The sequence below is a fragment of the Lysobacter xanthus genome (assembly GCF_047159895.1).
In genome coordinates this window covers 1-251 of the sequence record NZ_BAAGAB020000177.1, presented here as the reverse complement: position 1 = coordinate 251, position 251 = coordinate 1, and the positions used below count along the sequence as shown (strand labels likewise).

The window sequence follows — 251 nt, the reverse complement described above, 5'->3', positions numbered from 1 at the left end:
ATCGCGGCGAACCAGGTGTGGTCGATGGACTTCGTGTTCGATCGCACCGCCGAGGGTCGCGTCATCAAGTGCCTGACCATCGTCGACGACGCCACCCACGAAGCTGTGGCGATCGAGGTCGAGCGCGCGATCTCAGGGCTTGGTGTCACGCGTGTGCTGGATCGCCTGGCGCTGAGTCGCGGCCTGCCGCGAGTGATTCGAACCGACAACGGCAAGGAGTTCTGCGGCAAGGCGATGGTGACGTGGGCCTA

Annotated in this window: 1 protein-coding gene; it reads left to right on the top strand. The window is 64.5% G+C overall.

The features are described 5' to 3' along the window. On the top strand, positions 1-251 hold a 251-nt coding region (locus tag ACY35P_RS15715), incomplete at both ends, for a DDE-type integrase/transposase/recombinase (RefSeq protein ID WP_462116769.1).